A 16,332-nucleotide genomic window follows, 5' to 3' on the forward strand; every position below is an offset into this window, starting at 1 on the left:
TTCTCATCCTGTTACTACAACACCGCCATCAACGGCCATGCATTGCCCGGTCATGGCGCGACTGGCTTCCGACGCAAGAAACAGGGTCGGTGCGATCATATCCTCGGGCGTCAGGTGGTCCTTTAGGCATTGGCGTTCCAGATGTGCGGACAGATCTTCTGGCGTGGCCCACATGTCCAGCTGTTTCTGTGTCAGAACCCATCCGGGGGCCAGCGCATTAACGCGGATTTTCTGCGGGCCAAGCTCGCGCGCCAACGACCGGGTCATCCCGGTGATCCCGGCATTTGATGTCGTATAGATCGGATAACCGGAATTACCCATCATATAGCTGATCGAGCTGAAATTGATGATTGATCCGCCCTTGTCCTGCATTTGACGTGCGGCTTCTTGGCAGGCAAAGAAATACGCCTTCAGATTCACCTCGATCATCCAGTCCCAGAATTTGGGCGTGGTTTCGTCAAGCGAATGGCGCTTGTCGTTGGCGGCATTGTTGATCAGCACACCAAGGGGGCCATGGGCCTCGGCGGCTTTGGCCATTGAGGCGCGCAGCAGGTCGGTATCTGTCATGTCGCCTTGCAGAAACAGCGGCCCGCGCCCGTGCTTGGCGCGCATCTCATCAACAAAGGCACTGGCGTCGGAGCGCCCGATAAAGGCGACCTGCGCACCCTGCGCCAGAAATCCGTCCGTTAAAGCGGCCCCGACACCAGAACCACCTCCGGTGATAAAGACGGATGCACCGTTCAGGTCGTGGAAAGTGGCGGGTTGGTCCATCAGTGGCTCTCTCTGGTCACAAGGCGGGTGTCTTTGCCGACAAGAAAATCCAGGTCCGCACCCTGATCGGCCTGCAGGACGTGGTCTATGTAAAGCTTGGCATAGCCGCGGGTGTAATGCGGAGCATCCGGTTGCCATGCGGCGCGTCGGGCGTCCAGTTCAACTTGGTCAACCAGCAACTCGAGCGCGCCCTTGCTAGCGGATACACGGATACGGTCACCGGTCTTGACCAGCGCCAGCGTGCCGCCCGCCTGGGCTTCGGGGCTGACATGCAGGATGACAGTGCCAAATGCCGTGCCGGACATCCGTGCGTCCGAGATACGGATCATGTCGCGCACACCGTCCTTCACCAGCTTGGCCGGGATCGGCATATTGCCAACCTCGGGCATGCCGGGATAACCCTTGGGTCCACAGCCTTTCAGCACCAATATAGTCTCGGGCGTCACCGGCAGGTCATCCCTGTCGATATTGGCCTTCATATCTTCGATGCTTTCGAAGACATGGGCCACAGCCTCGGTCTCCAACAGTGCGTCCGTGGCCGCCGAAGGTTTAACAATGGCCCCGTTCGGCGCCAGGTTGCCGCGCAGCACACGCAGGCCTGCGGCAGGTTTCACTGGGTCGTTGAAGGAACGGATCACATCGCGGTTGAAACATTCTGCACCTTCGTAATGGGCCGAAATATCCTTGTTCAGAACCGTTTTGGCAGGTCGTAGGAAGGGTTTGAGTTCGTTTAAAACCACAGGCACGCCACCTGCATAGCAGAAATCCTCCATCAGGTATTGGCCCGAGGGCATACAGTTCACAAGCAGCGGGATATCCGACCCGATCTCAAAATCCTTCAGTGTCAGGTCGATGCCTACACGACCGGCCAAAGCCAGCAGATGCACCACGGCGTTGGTAGAGCCGCCCACGGCAGCATTGGCCAGAATGGCGTTTTCAAAGGCTTCTTTGGTCAGAATGTCCGAGGGTTTGAGGTCTTCATCCACCATCTCGACGATCCGTTTGCCAGTCAGATGCGCCAGCGCCATTCGGCGAGCATCTACGGCGGGCAGCGCGGCGTTGGTGGGCAGGCTCATGCCAATTGCTTCGACCAGGGATGCCATGGTCGACGCGGTGCCCATGGTCATGCAGACACCGGCGCTGCGCGACATGCCGGATTCAGCATTCATGAAATCTTGCAGGGTCATTTCCCCGGCGCGCACGGCTTCGGAAAACTTCCATACATCCGTGCCCGAGCCGATATCCTGTCCGCGATACTTGCCGTTCAGCATCGGGCCGGAACTGATAACGATGGCGGGCAGATCGACCGAGGCGGCTCCCATAAGTTGCCCCGGCGTAGTTTTGTCACAGCCACCCAGCAGAACCACGCCGTCAATCCCATAGGCTCGGATGGATTCTTCGACATCCATGGCCAGTAGGTTGCGAAACAGCATGGCGGTGGGCTTCATCTGGGTTTCACCCAGCGACATGACCGGGAATTCGACCGGGAAGCCGCCAGCCTCCCACACGCCGCGTTTGACGCCTTCGGCCAGATCGCGCAGGCCGGAATTGCACGGCGTCAGTTCGGACCATGTATTGCAGATGCCGATAATGGGACGCCCGTCAAAGGCATGGTCGGGAAAGCCCTGGTTCTTCATCCAGGACCGGTGGATGAAACCATCCTTGTCCAGCTTGCCATACCAATGCTGCGAGCGGCGTTTTTTTGTCATTATTGTCAGCCCTTTAATATTTGGTCATGCCGCTTTGGCCGGTTTGCACCAGCCTGGCAACCAATCCGCATGCGCGATCAAAAGATCGCTAACCAGATTGCGGATCTGTCGCAGGTCGAGCTCGGCGGCTGTGTGTGGGTCCATCATGGCGGCGTGGTATATGTATTCGGGGTTCTGGTCGGTCAGCGCCCGCACGGTCAGTTCCTGCACGTTGATCTGGGTGCGCATCAGCGCAATCAGCTGCGGTGGGATGTCGGTCACGACCGAGGGTTGCACCCCGTTGCTGTCCACCAGGCACGGCGTTTCCACAGCAGCCCCCAAGGGCAGTTGCGGGATCTGGCCGGTATTGGGCAGGTTGCCATAGGCGGTGTAGGGCATATTGGTCACGATGGCGTTCATCAGATCCGCCGCGAATTCGTGGCTGCGGCACACCCCAACCGCACGCCCGTCGGTCAGGGTCTTGGCCTGTTCTTTCCAGTCCTCGACCTGCTCGACGCAGCGGGTGGGATATTCATCCAGCGGGATCGAGAACTGCTCGATCAGATCGTCGCGCCCGTCCTTGATGAACCAGGGCACATATTCGGCCAGATGTTCCGAGCTTTCGGTGCAGAAATAGCCCAGATGCTCCATCACTTCGTACCGGACCTTGTTGGGGCAGCGTGGCATCAAAAGGGGCGGTTTCGGCAGTTGTCCACCGGCATAGCCCTGTCGGAGCGCAGGATAGAGATCGCGGCCCCGATGCTCGAGCTTGAGGAAGAAAGCCACATGGTTGACGCCTGCGACCTTATAGCGAAACTCGTGCTTGGGCAGGTCCAGATCATGGGCCAGTTCCTCGACCGTATTTTGCACCGAATGGCACAGGCCGACATGTTTCAATGTCGGAAACCGTTCGGCCAAAGCCCACGTGTTGATCGCCATCGGGTTCACATATTGCAACAGCGTCGCGTTGGGGCAGAGCTGCATCATGTCCTGGGCCACGTCCCACAGGACCGGAACGGTGCGTAACCCGCGCATGATCCCTCCTACGCCCAGCGTATCGGCGATGGTCTGACGCAGGCCATATTGCTTGGGGATCTCGAAGTCAGTCACTGTGCAGGGGTCATACCCTCCGATCTGAAAGGCGGTAATCACGAAATCCGCCCCCTCCAATGCGGCGCGTCGATCGGTGTGGGTGGTTATGGTGGCCCCCGTGCCGACCGAGCGCACCATGGCGCGGGCCACGGATTCGCTCTCAGCCAGGCGCTGTGTGTCGATATCCATTAAGGCAAAATGGCTGTCGGCCAGGGCGGGGGTCAAAAGGGCATCGCCCACGATATTGCGCATGAAGATCGTGGAACCGGCCCCGATAAAAGTGATTTTGGTCATCAGGCAAACCTTTAGCTTGATGTTATTTCACGGCACCGAGTGTCAGGCCCGCGATAAAATGTTTCTGCATCAGGAAGAACATGGCAACTGGCGGCAGCGCCGCGACAATGGAACCGGCACTCATCAGCTGATAGGCGGCGCGGAACTGCGCGTTAAAGCTGGTGATCCCTGCGGTTACAGGCTGGCTCTCAGCACCTTGCGTCAGCACTACAGCCCAGAAATAGTCGTTCCAGATGAAGGTAAAGATCAGGACACTGAGCGCCGCAATGGCGGGCTTCATCAGCGGCAGCACCACGTACCAGAAGATACGCCATTCACTGATCCCTTCGACCCGCGCCGCCTCGATCAGTTCAAAGGGCAGGGCGCGGATGAAATTCCGCATGAACAGGGTGCAAAACCCGGTCTGGAACGCGATGTGGAACAAGACCAGCCCGGTCTTGGTGTTGTACAAGCCCAGGTCCAGCGTCAGGTCGCGCACGGGCACCATGAGGATTTGGAAAGGCACGAAATTGCCCGCTACGAACAGGAAGAAGATCCAAAGGTTCGATTTGAATTTGTAGATGCCGAGTGCAAACCCCGTCATGCTGCTGAGCGCGACGCACCCGATGACCGTAGGAACGGTGATCAGAAAGGAATTCATCAGATAGCGCGGCATATCCGAATTGAAAAACACCTGCCCATAGTTGAATGCGCCCTCAAAGCTGGACGGCATCCCCCAGTAGTTGGCATTGGTGAAATCCGCGGCGGGTTTGACCGAGAACAGGGCGACGGCCAGCAACGGCCCGAGCCACAAAAGCAAGGCCAGCGGCAGCAACGCCTGATAGGTGATCTGCGCTGCACGAGGTTGTTTTTCGATTGGCTTGGGAAACATCTCAGTGCCCCCTTTCTTCGCGGTACATCGACCACAGGAAATAACCGATGAAACACAGCATGATCAGGAACAGGATCACCGCGATAGCTGCGCCATATCCCATGCGGAATCCGTATTCGGACAAGGCGACCTCGAACATGTAATAGGCCAGCACGCGCGATGATCCGAACGGACCGCCCTGTGTCATGATTGAGATCAGGTCAAAGCTGCGAAGCGCGCCAATGATGGTGACGACAAAGGCAATGAAGGTGGCAGGGCGCAATTGCGGCAGGATGATATGCCACAACATCCGCCAGCTCTTGGCACCGTCCAGCCGCCCGGCTTCGATCTGTTCGGGGTCCACGGCGTTGAGGCCGGTCAGGTACAGGATCATGCAATAGGCGGTTTGTGGCCAGAGGCCAGCAAAGATGATGCCATAGGTGACGAAACGCTCGTCACCCAGCACGTTCACCGGGCCCATGCCAAAGAATCCGAGGAATTCGTTCAGCAGGCCGAATGTGGGATCGTAGAACCATGTGAACACAAGGCCAACGACCACCTGAGAAATCACAAAGGGGAAGAAAAACAGGGATTTATACAGGCGAATGCCCCAGACCGTCTGGTTCAGGAACAGCGCGATGAACAAACCCGCCGGAATCGCCGCCAGATAGAGCAGCAACCAGATCAGGTTGTTTTTGAGCGAGATATAAAAGGCGTCCCGGTCCGACCATTCCCAATACAGGTCTTCATAATTGCGAAAGCCGACATATTCGGCAGCCCCCAGGCCGTCCCATTCGTAAAGCGACAGGTTGAAGGACTGAAAGACCGGAATGATCACATAGACCATAAAGAACAACAGGCCTGGGGCCAAAAATAACCAGGGCGCGATGCGCTGTTGGTTTCGGTGGAACCAGCTTTCTTGTTCGTGGGTATCGACGGCGGTCATGGGCGTCCCCGGTTCTGGTAGGCGGAGTAAGGCGGGTTGATACCCGCCTTACGCAGGTCATGGCTCAGGATTGGCTTTGCCAATCCTGACCGGTTCAGTTGTCGTAGATGCGCTGACGCGCCCGTTCGAGTTTGGCCAGGATTTTGTCCGCATTGTCTGGCTTGACCATGAATTCCTGGAAGCCTTCCATCGACGCCTTGGCCATTTCTGCCGGTGCGTCGCGGTCCCAGAACTGGGCGACTCCGCCCGGGCTGTTTGACGACAGCATGGTAAAGCCCTGCTGCAGGAACTTGTCGGCATCTACCGAGGACTGAGCATTGACCGGCAACTGGCCGAGATTCGAGCCATTGTTGATCTCGGTCTGTTCATCCGCAGACACAACGAAGCGCAGGAATTCACGGGCGGCTTCTTTGTTCGCCGCGTTTGACGGGATGTGGAACGTGTCGGTCGGTGCATCTTCGGCCAGTTCGACATCGGGGTTGATGGCAACAAACTGGTAGAAGTCCAGCTGGTCGTCACTCAGGCCCGCCTCACGCAGCGGCGCCACGGCGAAGTTGCCCATCAGATAAGCCGCCGCATCACCGTTGACCATGAAGGGCAGAGCTTCTTGCCAGCTATAGGTCTGGTGGTTGTCGATGAAGGCACCCATATCGATCAGCTGTTTCCAGTTGGCGAAGGTCTGCTTGACCCGGTCATCCTCCCAGCTGATTTCACCATTGGCCAGCTGGTTGTGGAAGTCATAGCCGTTGGTGCGCATGTTCAGGTAGTCGAACCAGCCACCGGCAGTCCACAGGAACTTGGTGCCGATCGTATAGCAGGCGCGACCGGAATCGACGATCTTTTGGCAATTCGCCAGCTCTTCTTCCCAGGTTGCGGGCTCGGTCAGGCCCAGCTCGTCAAAGATGTCTTTGCGATAATAAACGCCCCACTGATAGTAGGTGTAGGGCACGCCCCACTGTTTGCCGTCGATCGTCATCGCACCTTTGGTTGAGGCCAGATTGTCCGCAATCGCAGGTTCCGCCCACAGGTCCGAGACGTCTTCGAACAGGCCAGCCTCGACATAGGGTTTCATCCGATTCGCCGCGTACCACGTGGCGACATCCGGCGTATCCGCAGTCAAGAAGTTGCGGATCTGGGTTTTGTAGGCCTCGCGGTCGATCACCGTTGTCTCGATGGCCAAATCCGGATGCTGTTGCTGAAATCTGTCGATCATTGCTTCCATCGTGGCCCGGGGTGCCGGGTTCGATGTGTCCAGGAATATCCGCAATTCGCCGGTAAGCTCGGCAGAGGCGGGAACAGCAAGTGCAACGCTCATGGCCAGCGCGGCCGTGGTGCGCTTGTAGATGGAATGCATGGTTTCCTCCCTTAGCTTCCATTTTAGTTCCATATACTGGAACTTAGTTTTATATGTTGAAAACTACACATCGACTCGGTTAGTCTTGTCAAGACCCTCTTGGCTGAGGCCGCAGGTTAATCCGAGGAGACAGAGCGCCCGTGGCAGGTGATGGAACGATAGGGAAAGCATGTGACGTGCTGGATCAGGTGGCCGCGTTTCAGCGGCCAGTTCGCTTTGCGGAACTGCTGGAAAGCAGCCGCTTTCCCAAAGCAACGCTGTATCGGTTTCTGCAATCCCTTACCAATCAGGGGATGTTGTCCTATGACCCGGACAGGCAGACCTATGCGCCGGGTTTGCGGCTGGTTCGACTTGCCCATGCCGCGTGGACGCAAAGCTCACTGGCGCCGATCGCAAGGCCGTTTCTTGATACGCTCAGCGGTGAAACGGGCGAGACTGTGCATCTGGCGCAGCTCGATTCTGGTCAGGTTCTGTATGTCGATAAGCGCAATGCCGCCCAGCCGGTTGAGATGTATTCACAGGCGGGCAAGGTCGGACCGGCCTATTGTACGGGTGTGGGCAAGGCGATGATGGCCTTTCTGGATGAGGCCGAGCTGAACAAGGTGATCTCACAGCAAAGCTTTCACCGGTTTACGGAAAAGACCCTAGCTTCGGAAGCTGCGCTGCGGTCCGATCTGGAACTGATCCGCAGCCGGGGCTACGCCCTGGATGATGAAGAACACGAGACGGGGATCATTTGTGTTGCCTGCCCGATCCGAACGCCGGGCGGGCGGATGCTGGGTGCAGTTTCGGTGACCGGCTCGACTGAGCGGATGAATTTCGACCAGCTCGAGGCTTGGATTCCCCGCGTGCGCCGGGTGGCCGAACAAATCGCGGCCGAAGCTCAGGCCTGGCGGTTCCCTGAAACACGCCCCGATGGCCAGAAGGACAGGATACAAGCGACATGACCGGAGTAACTCTGAACCAAACGATTAAGCGGTATGGCCAGACACAGGTGATTCACGGGATCGACCTCGAAATCGAGGATGGTGAATTCTGTGTCTTTGTCGGCCCATCGGGATGTGGAAAATCCACTTTATTGCGGATGATCGCAGGGCTTGAGGAAACGACCGAGGGCCAGATTTACATCGGGGCGCGTGAGGTGACGCATCAGGACCCGGCGAAACGGGGCGTGGCGATGGTGTTCCAGACCTATGCCCTGTACCCGCATATGACTGTGGCCGAGAATATGGGGTTTGGCCTGCGGATGAACGGCGTGGCAAAAGCCGAGATCGACAGGAAGGTTCAGGAAGCCTCGGGTATCCTGAAGCTGGACCAGTATCTGAAACGCAAACCCAAGGCTCTGTCGGGTGGTCAGCGCCAACGCGTTGCCATCGGGCGTGCGATTGTGCGCGGCCCCGAGGTGTTTCTGTTCGACGAACCTCTGTCCAACCTGGACGCCGAATTGCGCGTTGAGATGCGTGTGGAAATTGCCCGGCTTCACAATGAAATTGGCGCGACCATGATCTATGTGACTCACGATCAGGTCGAGGCGATGACCATGGCCGATAAGATCGTGGTGCTGCGAGATGGTCGGATCGAACAGGTCGGTGCGCCGATGGATCTGTATCGGGATCCAGATAACAAGTTTGTAGCAGGGTTCATTGGCTCGCCTGCCATGAACTTTCTGGATTGCGACATCGTTGATGGTCAGGTGACTCATCCGGCGATCACTCAGCCTCTGCCCGTCCCAGCATCGGTTCCTTTGGGTCTATCTCGGGTCACGCTGGGTATCCGCCCCGAACATATTCAGGTTGATCGGTCGGGCGATACCTGCACCGTTGATCTGACCGAGGCGCTTGGCGGCGTCAGCTATTCCTATTTGCTGACATCGAATGGCGACAAGCTGATCGTTGAAGAGCGCGAAGACGAGCGCAGTAAGCAGGGTACACGCATCGGTATTTCGATCCGCCCGGAACGCACCATGCTGTTTGATCCTGAAACCGGCCTGCGGTTGAGATAATTGCCGTTTAGACAGTCAAAAACACCCGCGTCAGACGAAAGGTCCAACGCGGGCTTTTTGCGTCGAATTATATATGGATTTTGTATCCAATATCCGTTATCGCGTGAAAACGGGCGCCTGACGCCTATCTGGACCCCTGTAACTAGAGGATAGCACCGTATGTCGACCAATGTATTTAGCGGTACGATGCCCGCGCTCATGACCCCTTGCTCGGCGGATAGGCAGCCGGATTTCAACGCACTTGTTCGGAAGGGCAAGCAAATGATCGACGCAGGCATGTCTGCGGTTGTCTATTGCGGATCCATGGGCGACTGGCCGCTTTTGACGGATGCGCAGCGCATGGAAGGGGTGGAACGTCTGGTGGATGCCGGGCTGCCGGTTGTGGTCGGAACCGGGGCAATCAACACCAAATCCGCCGAGGCCCACGCTGCACATGCGCAAAAGGTCGGCGCTGTCGGGTTGATGGTCATTCCCCGGGTTCTGTCCCGCGGGAGCTCATCAACTGCGCAAAAGAACCATTTCAAGGCAATCCTGTCCGCTGCGCCTGACGTGCCGGCAATTATCTACAACAGCCCATATTATGGTTTCGCAACAAAGGCTGATCTGTTCTTTGCCCTGCGCGCCGAACACCCTAACCTCATTGGGTTCAAGGAATTCGGAGGCAAGGACGATCTGCGCTATGCTGCGGAAAACATCACCAGTCAGGATGATGATGTGACGTTGATGGTGGGTGTGGACACCGAGGTTTACCACGGTTTCGTCAACTGTGGTGCAACCGGTTCGATCACCGGGATTGGAACGGCCCTCCCACGTGAGGCGTTGCTGTTGGCTGCGCTTTCTCAAAAGGCCGCGCGGGGCGATGCCGAAGCCCGGTTACGGGCGCAAGAACTGACCGAGGCCATTCAGGTGCTGTCCAGCTTTGATGAGGGTCCGGATCTTGTGCTTTATTACAAGCATCTTCTGGTGTTGAACGGGGAAGAGGAATACCGCCTGCATTTCAATGAAACTGATGCCCTGACAGATGCACAGCGGAATTATTGCGAACAGCAATACGCGTTGTTTGGGGCTTGGTTCGCCGATTGGGTGAAACAAGGTGGGGTGATCGCAGAATGCATGTGATCGACAGCCACACCGGAGGAGAACCGACCCGGGTCATCCTCGATGGCGCACCAGATCTGGGCTCTGGCCCTCTGGCTGAACGCGCCCGGCGGCTGGACACCGAATACAGGGATTTCTATCGTTCGGTCATGCTTGAACCGCGCGGACAACCGGCTATGGTCGCGGCCTTGTTGGTGGAACCGGTTGATCCAACCTGTGTCACCGGCGTGATCTATTTTGATGTCGATGCTGTTTTGGGAATGTGCGGCCACGGAACCATTGGCCTGACCGTGACGCTGGCGCATCTTGGTCGGATCGATGTTGGAATACATCGGATCGAAACGCCAGCCGGAGTTGTCACGGTCGAACTGCACGATGCCAATACTGTCACGGTCACGAATATCGAAAGCCGCCGCGTTCACAGCGACATTTCACTTCATGTGCCCGGTTTCGGTGAGGTTGCAGGGGATGTGGCCTATGGTGGAAACTGGTTCTTTATCGTCGATCCAAGCCCGCTTTCCGTTATTCCGGCCAATATTCGGGAACTGACCGATAGGGCCGTTGCTATCCGCAAAGCCTCGATCGCGCAGGGGGTTGGGGGCGAGCAGGGTGAACCGATTGATCATGTAATCTTTCAGGACGCATCGCCCGAGCACGCGATTCACAGCCGCAACTTTGTTCTGTGCCCGGATGACAATTACGACCGGTCGCCCTGTGGCACCGGCAGCTCTGCTCGGCTGGCCTGTCTGGCCGCTGAGGGTCTATTGGCCCCGGGGCAGGAAATAGTCCAGCAAAGTGTGATCGGCAGCACCTATCGCTTGTCCTATCAGGCTGGGTCCAATGGCGGTGTTATCCCCTCGATCACCGGGCAGGCCTATGTCATGGCGGAGTCGCGGTTGATTTTTGAAGCGGCTGATCCATTCCGTTCGGGGATTGAGGTATGACCCAGCAGATCGTCGTCATCGGAGCTGGTGTGATTGGCATGACCATTGCGCTGGAACTACAGCGCCGGGGTCATGCCGTGTTGGTCCTGGACAAGGAAGGCGTCGCCGCGCAGACCTCGGCCGGAAATGCCGGGGCCTTTGCTTTTTCCGAGGTTGAGCCTCTGGCAACGCCCGGCATCATGAAAAAGGCACCGAAGTGGCTGCTGGACCCGTTGGGGCCGTTGTCGATCCCGCCTGCATATGCATTGCAGATTGCGCCCTGGATGTACCGTTTCTGGCGCGCGAGCCAGCCCGGTCGCTATGCCGAGCTGTTGGCCGCTCAGGCCAGCCTCATGAAAGTGTCCAGCGCCGCGCTTGAACGGTTGATCCCAGCGGTTGACGGCGAGGCGATGATGCAGCGCGACGGTCAGATGCAGCTCTATGAATCCGAGGCCGAATACCGCGCAAGCCTGCCCGCCTGGGAGGTGCGCCGCCAGCATGGTATCGACTTTGAATTGCTGGAAAGCCCTCAGGCGATTGCCGAAAAACAGCCGGGCCTCAGCCCTCGGTTCACTCATGCGGGATTTACGCCCAACTGGTTGAATACCGTTGATCCCAAGAAATGGGTCGAGCGCCTTGCCCAGACCTTTCAAAGCCGGCAAGGTCGGATCGAGCGGCGCGATATTCAGGCGTTGGTGCCACAGCAAAGTGGCATGCGCCTTGAAACGGCGGAAGGGCCCGTGGACGCGGCGAAAGTGGTCGTGGCTGCTGGCGCATGGTCTCATCACATCGCTAGAACTCTTGGTGACCGGTTCCCGCTTGAAACCGAGCGTGGATACAACACGACCCTGCCCGAAGGTGCATTTGATCTGCGGATGCACTTGTCCTTCTCGCGGCATGGGTTCGTTGCCAGCCGGATCAACAATGGCGTCAGGATCGGCGGCGCGGTCGAGTTGGGCGGTCTGAACCTCGCCCCCAATTTCAAACGAGCCGACACGTTATTGCACAAAGCCGAAGAGTTTCTACCCGGCCTCAAGACCGAAGGAGGCACGCAATGGATGGGGTTCCGGCCGTCGATGCCTGACAGCATCCCGGTCATCGGTGTTTCTCCAAATGCGTCTTGCGTGTTCTATGCGTTCGGCCATGGGCATCTTGGGCTGACCCAATCCGCAGGCACGGCCGAGCTTGTTGGGGCCATGGTTGACCGTCAGGCCCCCCCGATATCGCCAGCCCCCTTTGCTGCTGGCCGGTTCTGAGGGAGGGGGTCGTGCGCAGCATCAAAACCCTCCACGTCATTTCTGCCCATGCCGAGGGCGAGGTTGGCGACGTCATCGTCGGCGGTGTTCTTCCGCCACCCGGTGATACCTTGTGGGAGCAGCGGTCGTTCATCGCCCGCGACCAGTCCCTGCGCAACTTTGTCCTGAATGAACCGCGCGGGGGTGTATTTCGTCATGTAAACCTGTTGGTGCCGCCCAAACATCCGAAGGCAGATGCCGGGTTCATTATCATGGAGCCCGAAGACACACCGCCCATGTCTGGTTCAAACTCGATCTGTGTGGCCACCGTGCTGCTGGATAGCGGGATCATTCCGATGCAGGAACCGGTTACACATCTAACGCTTGAGGCGCCGGGCGGGCTGGTCTCGGTGCGCGCCGAATGCCGGAATGGCAAGGCCGAGCGCATATTTGTGCAGAACCTGCCCAGTTTTGTAGACCGGCTCGCCGTTCCGCTTGAAGTGCCGGGCCTTGGCGCCCTGACCGTGGACACGGCCTATGGGGGCGACAGTTTCGTGGTCGTCGATGCAGCGGCGCTTGGGTTCGACATTGTACAAGACGAAGCACGCGACATTGCGCGGCTGGGTGTAGCGATCACCAATGCGGCCAACGAACAAATTGGTTTTACGCATCCCGAAAACCCGGACTGGAATCACATTTCATTCTGCGCTTTTTGTGGCCCGACCGAGCGGGTCGCAAATGGCCTGCGCGGAAAATCCGCTGTGGCGATCCAGCCGGGCAAAGTTGATCGGTCCCCTACCGGTACCGCAGTTTCTGCCCGCATGGCCTTGATGGCCGCCAAGGGAGAAATGGCAGTCGGGCAAACTTTCCAGGCGGTTTCGATCATCGGCTCGTCTTTCACCGGACAGATCGTCGAGGCCACAACGATCGGGGGGCGTGCCGCGATCATTCCCGAGATCAGTGGCCGCGGATGGATTACCGGTACACATCAACACATGCTTGACCCGGACGATCCCTGGCCGGGCGGATATAAGCTCAGCGATACTTGGGGCGTCTGAATTTTGCCCATTGGCAAGCAGTTTTGATGATTTTCCGCAAACCGTGTCAAAATGCGCGGTCTCTGGCGATTGATCCCAAGCCAAACGTCATTTAAGGGAGGCCCTGTCAATACAGAGTCATCCCGGGACGGCAGTCTTGTAACGTCCCTTACGTGCCACATCGACGTGGCCCCAACTCTTGGATCGCACGCCCCGAAAGGCTTAAAAAAGGTAAAAGAATATGGCAGATAAATCGAACTTCGACATATTGTATACCATTGTAGACGAAGCGCCCGAACTGGCCAGCGCCTCATTCCTGCCCATCATTCGCAAGTTTGCATCCGCCGCTGGTGTCAGCGTAGGAACCAAGGATATTTCACTTGCTGGGCGGATTATTTCGACCTTCCCCGAAAAGCTGACAGATGCGCAGCGCATCACCGATGATCTGGCCGCATTGGGTGAGTTGGTGAAGACACCCGATGCCAATGTGATCAAGCTGCCCAACATCTCGGCCTCGGTGCCGCAGCTGGTGGCCGCCGTCGAAGAGCTGCAAGCACAGGGTTATGACATCCCGAGCTATCCCGAAGAACCTGCGACTGATGAAGAAAAAGCGATCCGCGCGCGGTATGATGCCATCAAGGGTTCTGCTGTGAACCCGGTTCTGCGCGAAGGTAACAGCGACCGTCGCGCCGCGCGCGCCGTCAAGAATTATGCCCAGAAGAACCCGCATTCGATGGGTACATGGGCCGCTGACAGCAAGACTAAAGTCTCGTCCATGTCCGGCAATGATTTCTACGCGAACGAGAAATCGGCCACCATCACTGCGGCGCAAGCCGGTGACGCCAAAATCGAATTTGTCGGACAAGACGGCAGTACTACGGTTCTGAAAGACGGCTGGCCGCTGGCCGAGGGCACCGTTGCCGATGCGACCTTCATGTCCGTCAATGCGCTGTCGTCTTTCCTGGCCGAGGCCATCGAAGACACCAAAAAAGACGGCACCATGTTCTCGCTTCACCTGAAGGCCACAATGATGAAGGTCAGCGACCCGATCATCTTCGGCTATGCGGTCAAGGCGTGGCTTGCCCCGGTATTCGAGGCCTATGGCGCTGAACTGGATGCGCTGGGTGTGAACCCGAACTCGGGTCTGGGCGATCTGCTGGAGCGGGTTGCAGGCAACGCCGATATCATGGCCGCCATTGACGCGATCAAGGGCGACCGCCCGTCCATGTATATGGTTGACAGCGACAAGGGTATCACCAACCTGCACGTGCCGTCTGATGTGATCATCGACGCCTCGATGCCTGCCGTGATCCGTGCTGGTGGCAAGGGTTGGGACGAAACCGGGTCCAAGGGTGACACCAACTGTGTGATCCCCGACCGCTGCTATGCGTCTATTTATGATGAATCCGTCAAATTCTTCAAAGCCAATGGCGCGCTGAACCCAGCCACCGTCGGAGCTGTGGCCAATGTGGGTCTGATGGCACAGAAAGCCGAAGAATACGGCAGCCACCCGACAACATTCCAGGCGCCTGCGAATGGGACCATTCGCATCGTGCTGGCCAATGGTGAGACGTTGCACGAGCATGCGGTTGAAAAGGGCGATATCTGGCGTGCCTGCACCGTGAAGAAGGCTCCGATTGAGAACTGGATTCAACTGGCGATGGACCGTCAGCGTCTGACCGGGTCCGAGGCGATCTTCTGGCTGGACGCAAACCGGGCCCATGATGCCGAACTGATCAAATCCGTCCAACCCGCACTGGAAGCTGCTGGCGTGGCGGACAAGTTCCAAATCCTGGCACCGCGTGAGGCGACCCGCCAGTCGTTGGAGACCATCACCGCCGGTAACGACAGCATCGCCATCACCGGCAACGTGCTGCGTGACTATCTGACCGACCTGTTCCCGATCCTTGAGTTGGGCACCTCGGCCAAGATGCTGTCGATCGTCAAGCTGATGCAGGGCGGCGGATTGTTCGAAACCGGCGCGGGTGGCTCTGCCCCGAAACACGTGCAGCAGCTGGTCGAGGAAAACCACCTGCGCTGGGACTCGATGGGTGAGTTCTGCGCGCTTGGCGAGTCTTTGAATTTCCTGGCCGACAGCAAAGGCAACGCCAAAGCCGGAGTTCTTGGCGCCGCTGCCGAGGCCGCAACGCAGGGCATTCTGGACAACAACAAGTCGCCCAGCCGCAAAGTCGGGCAGCCGGATAACCGCGACAGCCACTATTGGTTCGCGCGCTATTGGGCCGAGGCGCTGGCCGCGCAATCCGATGATGCTGATCTGGCCGCCGAGTTCGCGCCGATTGCTGCAGAGTTGGCCGCGAAAGAACAGCAGATCCTATCCGAACTGGCCAACGCGCAAGGGGCAGCGGCAGATCTGGGTGGTTACTATCACACCAACCCGACCAAGACTGCAGCAGTCATGCGCCCGAGCGCGACACTCAATGGTATCATTGACGGGTAATCCAGGTGCCCTGTCCTGATTTGGGCAGGGTTCTGAACCTGACGTAAAAACTAAAAAGGGACCGACCCCCAAAGTCAGTCCCTTTTTGAGCGAGTGGGGAGGCCGAAGCCTCTCCGGTGTAGTTGCGTTAACTGTAACAAAACCCTGCTGGCTGGATATTAGGGGTTTCCCGTATATTCATCCGTCTGCTGTGCCGCTGACGATACACCCGCCAAAATCATTGTCCTCCGGCGACGGAAAGGACTATGTCGCCGTACTGAATTCGGAAACAATAGGCCGTACAAGGACGGATTATGCGCGCAATGTGATAGCGCCGTGCGCCCACTAGGCGTTGAAAGAGCGGGTGATTTGCTTTTCGGCATAACGGTGGTAAAAAAATCTGGTTTTTGTTTTGTATTCGAGTGTTGTGTGCTGTGTGTATTTATCCTGTTGTTTTTGAGCGTTTTTCATATTCCAGAGGGTCAGGCGATACGTCTGCTTCCTGCGCTTTTCAGGCCGCCGCAGAAAAGCTTGCCGATGATACGCAAATCGGTTCAACTGAATTCGCCCGGTTTCGCCGTTAATGACGGCAAATGTCGATATCG

At 57.8% G+C, this 16,332-nt stretch carries 13 protein-coding genes; 7 read left to right on the top strand and 6 right to left on the bottom strand.

Annotation, left to right across the window (positions count from 1 at the left end; all coding sequences use genetic code 11):
• Positions 1–3 precede the first annotated feature (3 nt).
• From FN806_RS08735 to FN806_RS08760, 6 genes are all read right to left on the bottom strand, one after another.
• Positions 4–771, bottom strand: coding sequence for an SDR family NAD(P)-dependent oxidoreductase (locus FN806_RS08735; RefSeq protein ID WP_142636160.1), 768 nt, complete (start codon positions 769–771; stop codon positions 4–6).
• Positions 771–2,480, bottom strand: coding sequence for an IlvD/Edd family dehydratase (locus tag FN806_RS08740; protein ID WP_142636162.1), 1,710 nt, complete (start codon positions 2,478–2,480; stop codon positions 771–773). The genes FN806_RS08735 and FN806_RS08740 overlap by 1 nt, the downstream gene beginning before the upstream one ends.
• 24 nt (positions 2,481–2,504) lie before the next feature.
• Positions 2,505–3,845, bottom strand: coding sequence for an alpha-glucosidase/alpha-galactosidase (gene melA, locus FN806_RS08745; RefSeq protein ID WP_142636164.1), 1,341 nt, complete (start codon positions 3,843–3,845; stop codon positions 2,505–2,507).
• A 22-nt stretch (positions 3,846–3,867) separates the two neighbouring features.
• On the bottom strand, positions 3,868–4,716 hold the full coding sequence (locus FN806_RS08750; RefSeq protein WP_142636166.1) for a carbohydrate ABC transporter permease: 849 nt from the start codon (positions 4,714–4,716) through the stop codon (positions 3,868–3,870).
• Position 4,717: 1 nt separating this feature from the next.
• The gene (locus FN806_RS08755) at positions 4,718–5,641 is read right to left on the bottom strand and encodes a carbohydrate ABC transporter permease (RefSeq protein ID WP_142636168.1); all 924 of its coding nucleotides are present in this window, start codon (positions 5,639–5,641) and stop codon (positions 4,718–4,720) included.
• Between the two features lie 94 nt (positions 5,642–5,735).
• Positions 5,736–6,995 (bottom strand): ABC transporter substrate-binding protein, encoded by a 1,260-nt coding sequence (locus tag FN806_RS08760; protein ID WP_142636170.1) that lies wholly within the window; start codon positions 6,993–6,995, stop codon positions 5,736–5,738.
• A 140-nt stretch (positions 6,996–7,135) separates the two neighbouring features.
• Between FN806_RS08760 and FN806_RS08765 the strand changes: the two genes are divergently transcribed.
• The 7 genes from FN806_RS08765 (at position 7,136) to FN806_RS08795 (ending at position 15,748) form a co-directional block, all read left to right on the top strand.
• Positions 7,136–7,942, top strand: a complete 807-nt coding sequence (locus FN806_RS08765) for an IclR family transcriptional regulator (protein ID WP_142636172.1) — start codon at positions 7,136–7,138, stop codon at positions 7,940–7,942.
• Positions 7,939–8,997 (top strand): ABC transporter ATP-binding protein, encoded by a 1,059-nt coding sequence (locus tag FN806_RS08770; RefSeq protein ID WP_142636174.1) that lies wholly within the window; start codon positions 7,939–7,941, stop codon positions 8,995–8,997. The genes FN806_RS08765 and FN806_RS08770 overlap by 4 nt, the downstream gene beginning before the upstream one ends.
• Positions 8,998–9,156: 159 nt before the next feature.
• Complete coding sequence (locus FN806_RS08775) at positions 9,157–10,116, top strand: dihydrodipicolinate synthase family protein (protein ID WP_142636176.1); 960 nt, start codon at positions 9,157–9,159, stop codon at positions 10,114–10,116.
• Positions 10,107–11,039: a 4-hydroxyproline epimerase gene (locus FN806_RS08780; protein ID WP_142636178.1), complete on the top strand. Its 933-nt coding sequence runs from the start codon at positions 10,107–10,109 to the stop codon at positions 11,037–11,039. The genes FN806_RS08775 and FN806_RS08780 overlap by 10 nt, the downstream gene beginning before the upstream one ends.
• The gene (locus FN806_RS08785; protein WP_142636180.1) at positions 11,036–12,274 is read left to right on the top strand and encodes an NAD(P)/FAD-dependent oxidoreductase; all 1,239 of its coding nucleotides are present in this window, start codon (positions 11,036–11,038) and stop codon (positions 12,272–12,274) included. Before FN806_RS08780 ends, FN806_RS08785 begins: the two co-directional genes overlap by 4 nt.
• An 11-nt stretch (positions 12,275–12,285) precedes the next feature.
• Complete coding sequence (locus FN806_RS08790) at positions 12,286–13,311, top strand: trans-3-hydroxy-L-proline dehydratase (protein WP_142636182.1); 1,026 nt, start codon at positions 12,286–12,288, stop codon at positions 13,309–13,311.
• 220 nt (positions 13,312–13,531) lie between these two features.
• On the top strand, positions 13,532–15,748 hold the full coding sequence (locus tag FN806_RS08795; RefSeq protein WP_142636184.1) for an NADP-dependent isocitrate dehydrogenase: 2,217 nt from the start codon (positions 13,532–13,534) through the stop codon (positions 15,746–15,748).
• Positions 15,749–16,332: the final 584 nt, after the last annotated feature.

It is taken from the genome of Ruegeria faecimaris (genome assembly GCF_900182615.1).
GTDB lineage: Bacteria > Pseudomonadota > Alphaproteobacteria > Rhodobacterales > Rhodobacteraceae > Ruegeria > Ruegeria faecimaris.